General features: G+C 63.3%; 6 protein-coding genes. 3 read left to right on the top strand and 3 right to left on the bottom strand.

Features of this window, described 5'->3' with window-relative positions; genetic code table 11:
• From ACE3OH_RS18870 to ACE3OH_RS18880, 3 genes are all read left to right on the top strand, one after another.
• Positions 1–655 (top strand): N-succinylarginine dihydrolase (locus tag ACE3OH_RS18870; RefSeq protein WP_374356841.1); only part of this gene is annotated, 655 nt, incomplete at its 5' end.
• Between the two features lie 27 nt (positions 656–682).
• A complete protein-coding gene (locus ACE3OH_RS18875; protein ID WP_374356843.1) occupies positions 683–1,093 on the top strand; it encodes a hypothetical protein in 411 nt (136 codons plus the stop codon).
• Positions 1,094–1,547: 454 nt separating this feature from the next.
• Positions 1,548–1,925 (top strand): hypothetical protein, encoded by a 378-nt coding sequence (locus tag ACE3OH_RS18880; protein WP_374356845.1) that lies wholly within the window; start codon positions 1,548–1,550, stop codon positions 1,923–1,925.
• A gap of 126 nt (positions 1,926–2,051) precedes the next feature.
• On the opposite strand, the gene fdhD is transcribed toward ACE3OH_RS18880, so the two are convergent.
• The 3 genes from fdhD to ACE3OH_RS18895 all read right to left on the bottom strand — a co-directional run.
• Positions 2,052–2,855, bottom strand: a complete 804-nt coding sequence (fdhD, locus tag ACE3OH_RS18885) for a formate dehydrogenase accessory sulfurtransferase FdhD (protein WP_374356847.1) — start codon at positions 2,853–2,855, stop codon at positions 2,052–2,054.
• A complete protein-coding gene (locus tag ACE3OH_RS18890; RefSeq protein ID WP_374356850.1) occupies positions 2,840–3,073 on the bottom strand; it encodes a hypothetical protein in 234 nt (77 codons plus the stop codon). The genes fdhD and ACE3OH_RS18890 overlap by 16 nt, the downstream gene beginning before the upstream one ends.
• Before the next feature lie 2 nt (positions 3,074–3,075).
• Positions 3,076–5,290: FdhF/YdeP family oxidoreductase (locus ACE3OH_RS18895; protein WP_374356852.1), on the bottom strand; the 2,215-nt coding region annotated here is incomplete at its 5' end.

Consider the following 5,290-nt stretch of genomic DNA (forward strand, 5'->3'; position numbering starts at 1 on the left):
CAGCCAGGTGGTCTATGCCCAGCAAGACCCGGCCACCATCGACAAGGGCGTGTTCCATAACGATGTGATCGCGGTGGGCAATGGCAATGTGCTGTTCCACCACCAGTACGCCTTCCTGAACCAGACCGAGGTGCTGGCTGAACTCGCTGGCAAGCTGGCAGCGGTGGGCGGCCAGTTTGTCGGCATCGAGGTGCCTGAGAGCGAAGTGTCGGTGGAAGAAGCGGTGAAATCGTATCTGTTCAACAGCCAGCTACTGAGCAAGGCAGATGGCAAGCTGGCCATCGTGGTACCGGAAGAAAGCCGCCATATCGAGCGAGTATGGGCCTATCTGCAAAAGCTGGTCAGCAGCGGCGGCCCGATCAATGAGGTAAAGGTGTTCGACCTCAAGCAGTCGATGCAAAACGGCGGCGGCCCCGCCTGCCTGCGCCTGCGTGTAGCGCTGTCCGACACCGAGCTGGCAGCGGTCAACCCGGCCGTGCTGATGAACGACACCCTGTTCACCACGCTGAATGCCTGGGTAGACAAACACTACCGCGACCGCCTGAGCTTCGACGACCTGGCCGACCCGCAACTGCTGCTGGAATGCCGCAGCGCCCTGGATGAGTTGACGCAGATCTTGCAGCTGGGGGCGGTGTATCCGTTTCAGTTGGGGTAAGGCGAACGTGGGCGTAAGGAGGCTGGTATGCCGATGATTCCGGGCCCTTTGGCTGCCACCGCCTATGGCGCAATCAAGGTGGCTGGTTACGCTTATTTTGCGCGCCAGTTCAATCAACTCACCACAAGGTCGATTTCGCCAATTCGATTCGGCCTTGCCAAGACTGCAATCGGCTTGTTCGGCGGCATTGCGCTCATTGCGATATTTATGTCTGGAGCGGTGTCGGGCGACCCATCCGATGCCTACTTATACCTGGCTGCACTGCCTGTCAGACTAACTGCGTGGAGCATCGCATTGGGCTTGTTCTATGGATTTCGAGACCAACCAAGGCGCATGTTTCTAGCGGTACTCGTCGGTACTGCGTGGTCATATTGCCTTGATGCGATCATGTGGATTGTTTATCGCGTCATACCCGGAATGGCGATGCCGTTTTGCTGAATACGCGTGCTGCTCAGTGAGTAGCCTGGATGATGCGCAGCGAAATCCGGGGGCGGACGATAGTCCGCTTGGTTGCCAGCTTGCCGCAATCCCAATCGCTTGCCCATCTCGCCTTTCTCTGTGCCCCCTCTGTGTTCTCCGTGTTCTCTGTGGTTCAAGGTGTCAGGATTTTTGCGCCGGTAAGTAACAAGCAAGTAGCCAGTCGGGTTTTTTGCGCCGGCATGTAACCAGCAGCCTTGATGGGGCGCAGCGAAATCCAGAGTGGGCGCAAACCACTGCTGCAAATGCGGCGTGATCGACCGTGGGCAGATGATGGCGCCAGCCATCTTAGTGTTTGCTTAGTCCTGGTGCGCGATGGTTGGGTGTGCCGGGCAGGGGGCTTTGATAGCCTGCTGGTGCCGGGCTGCCAGCAGGCGTGGCCCGGTTCATTGTCTGTCCATTCAGGAGATTTTGCGTGTCCTCTTCACCTCGCGGCGTCAAGCAAGCGGTATTCGCCATCTGGTTCAGTCTTGTCATTTCGGTCCTGTCCAGCGTGACCAGCAGTCTGGCCGGGCAGTCTTCGCTGGCCAATCTGTCCGGCGCCTTGCTGATCTATGCCCTGGCGGCGGTATTGACCATAAAGGTTGCCAAGGGCCGCAATTGGGCGCGCTATGTCTATCTGACGGTGACCTGTCTTTCCTTGCTGGTGCCGGTGTTCTGCTTCGATGCGATCAGCAGTATCGATTGGCTGACCACCATCCTGTTATCGCCGGTCGAGGTATTCATCATTTACCGCCTGTTCCAGGCCGAGGCCTCTGCCTGGTTTGCCGGTGCGACGCCGCTGCGGGCTTGAACTGCCTGGTCTGGCCGAGATCGGCTGGCGGTTGCCGCTAATGCGGCGCCAAGCGCCGCCCAAAATGCACGTTCAAGCCCTGAGCAGGGCAGCCAGAGAAACCGGCACGGCGACGCTGGCTGGCGATCAGGCTGGCCGGTGCAGGCGCTCGCCATGGCTATACACGGTCATCCTGGTTTCGCGGGCAAAGCCGATCAGGGTGATGCCGGACTGCTCGGCTAGATCCACCGCCAGGGCGGTCGGTGCGGAGATGGCGGCGAGCAGCGGCAGGCCGGCGCAGGCGGCCTTGTGCACCATCTCGTAGGACGCACGCGAGCTGATCACGGTAAGGCCATCGCGCGGCGCCCTGGTGCGGGCCAGGGCGCCGATCAACTTGTCCAGGGCATTGTGGCGGCCTACATCCTCGCGCACCGTCAGCTGGCCGTCGTGCCAGTAGGCGGCGGCGTGCACGGCGCCGCTGGCGGCGTTCAGAGGTTGCTGGGCCTGCATGGCCTGCAGGGCGGCGTGGATGGCGGCGGGATCGACCAGCGGCCCGGCCGGAACCTGCGGGGCAGGGCGGCGGGCGGCGGCGAGGGACTCCAGCCCGCACAGGCCGCAGCCGGTTTTGCCGCTCAGATTGCGGCGCTGTTGCTTGAGTGCCTGAAAGCGCGCTTCGGGTATGCGCAGTGCCAGCGTCAGCCCCAGCGCGCTGGCTTCCACCTCGAAATCGAGCAATTCGCCGGCCTGCTGGATCAGGCCTTCGCTGAGCGAAAAACCCAGGGCAAAGTCTTCCAGATCGAGCGGGCTGGCCATCATCACCGCATGGGCAATGCCGTTGTAGCTGAGCGCAATGGCCACTTCCTCGGCCAGCCACTCCTCCCGCGGGCTGGCGTTCCCGCCATCGAGGCGCAGTGCCGGATGGCGCTGCAGGCCGCTTAGTCCTGCAGGCATAGTTGCCGGCCGGTGTCGGTCAAGTACAGGCAGCAGCGGCGGCCGTCGTCGTGCTGGCGCACCCAGTCCAGGCCACCGGCGTCGACCGGGGTGGCCAGCACGGCAAGCAGGCGGTTCAGCTGGCTCAGGCGCAGGCCGAGCCGCTTGCATACCAGATGCACCGATACGCCATCGCGCTCGTGCAGTAGCGCCATTACCGCAATCAATTGCGCTTCCATGCTCAGCTGCCCTGGTGCGGTGTCACCACCACCGGGATCGACTTGGAGGCCGGCGTGCGCGCCCGGTCGGCGACGTGGCCCAGCGGTACCAAGGGGTTGGTTTCCGGGAAGTAGCTGGCGAGATTGCCGGGCGGAATATCGTATTGCACCAGCAAAAAGCGGCGGGCGACGCGCTCGCCGTCATCCCAGTGTGAAGTCAGATCCACCCACTGGCCGGCTTGCATGCCCAGCGCCTGCAAATCGTCTGCGCTGATGAACACCACGCGCCGATGGCCGAATACGCCGCGGTAGCGGTCATCCAGCCCATAGATGGTGGTGTTGTACTGATCGTGGCTGCGCACCGTCATCAGGTTGAATACCGGCTGGCCGTCGGCTCGCTGGCGGTAGTGCTCGATCGGCAGATTGTCGGGGATGGCATGGTCCATAAAGCGCGCCTTGCCGCCCGCAGCCTGCCAGTTGCGCTCGCGCGCGGCATTGCCGAGGTAGAAGCCGCCCGGCACATGCACGCGGGCATTGAAATCGGCAAAGCCATCGACCACTTTCGCGATCTGATCGCGTATGCGGTCGTAGTCCTCCACCAGCCAGCGCCAGGGTGTTTTGCTACCCGGCAGGGTGGCCTCGGCCAGGCGGGCGATGATGGCAGGCTCGGACAATAGCTGTGGCGAAGCGGGCGCATTCATGCCGGCCGACAGATGCACCATGCTCATCGAGTCTTCCACCGTCACCCCTTGCGGGCCGGCAGCCTGGATGTCGATCTCGGTGCGACCAAGGCAGGGCAGGATCAGCGCCGCCTTGCCGTGCACCAGGTGCGAGCGGTTCAATTTGGTGGTGATATGCACCGTCAGTTCGCACTGGCGCAGCGCTGCTGCCGTGCGCTCGCTATCGGGAGTGGCGGCGGCGAAGTTGCCGCCAAGGGCAAAGAACACCTTGGCGCTGCCGCTCTCCATGGCGGCGATGGCGCCGACCACATCGTGGCCGTGGGCGGCGGGCGGGGTGAAATCGAAGGCGCGGCCGAGTTTTTCCAGAAATGCCGGCGTCGGCTTTTCCAGAATGCCCATGGTGCGCACCCCTTGCACATTGGAGTGGCCGCGCACCGGGCAGGCGCCGGCGCCGGGCTTGCCGATATTGCCCTTGAGCAAGAGCAGGTTGACGATGGCCTGCACCGTCGCTACCGAGTGCTTGTGCTGGGTGATGCCCATGCCCCAGGTGCAGATGGTGGCCGGGCTGTTGATATAGATGCCTGCCGCTTCGCGGATCTGCGCCTGGCTGAGCCCGGCGTGGTATTCGATATGGCTCCAGCTTTGCGCGGCGACCATCGCCTTGAAGGCAGCAAAGCCGACCGTGTGCCGGGCGATAAAGTCATGGTCGATGGCGTCCTGCTCCAGCACCACCTTGGCCATGCCGATCACCATAGCCAGGTCGCCGCCGATGCGTGGCTGGTAGTAGTGGCTGGCAATGGTGCTGCCGCCGGTCAGCATATCGGCCGGGCTTTGCGGGTCGGCAAAGCGCTCCAGGCCGCGCTCGCGCAGCGGGTTGATGGCGACAATGCGGCAACCGCGCCGCGTTGCATCGCGCAGGGTGCCGAGCATGCGCGGGTGGTTGGTGCCGGGGTTCTGGCCGAAGATGAAAATGGCTTCGGCATCGTCGAAATCGTCGAGGGTGACGGTGCCCTTGCCTACGCCGATCTGCTCGCGCATGCCGGCGCCGGAGGGCTCGTGGCACATATTCGAGCAGTCCGGCAGATTATTGCTGCCGAACTGGCGCACAAACAGCTGGTACAGAAAGGCCGCCTCGTTGGAGGTGCGGCCGGAGTTGTAGAACAGCGCCTGGTTCGGGTCGGGCAGGGCGTTCAAGGTGGCGGCAATGCTGCGGAATGCCGCATCCCAGCTGATCGGCTCGTAGTGATCGCTCGCCGGGTTGTAACGCATCGGCTCGGTGAGCCGGCCTTGTGCTTCCAGCCAGTAGTCATCGTGCGCCGCCATGGCGCTGACGCTGTGCCGGGCAAAGAATGCGGCATCGGCACGGCGCTCGGTGCTTTCGGCCGCTACCGCCTTGACGCCGTTCTCGCAGAATTCGAAGGTGGAATGGTGATTGGCATCGGGCCAGGCACAACCGGGGCAGTCAAAGCCTTCTGGCTGATTGAGCTGCAGCAGGGTCTGTACATTCTTGCCCAGACTGCCTTGTTCGCGGATTTGCTGGATCACGCTGCGCAGTGCA

The organism is Chitinimonas sp. (assembly GCF_041904975.1).
In the GTDB taxonomy this organism is placed as follows: Bacteria; Pseudomonadota; Gammaproteobacteria; order Burkholderiales; family Chitinimonadaceae; genus Chitinimonas.

Bases quoted from the DNA above. Each gene is read 5' to 3' on its own strand.
- ACE3OH_RS18875 (WP_374356843.1), top strand. From the start codon at position 683: ATGCCGATGATTCCGGGCCCTTTGGCTGCCACCGCCTATGGCGCAATC.
- fdhD (WP_374356847.1), bottom strand. From the start codon at position 2,855: ATGCCTGCAGGACTAAGCGGCCTGCAGCGCCATCCGGCACTGCGCCTC.
- ACE3OH_RS18890 (WP_374356850.1), bottom strand. From the start codon at position 3,073: ATGGAAGCGCAATTGATTGCGGTAATGGCGCTACTGCACGAGCGCGAT.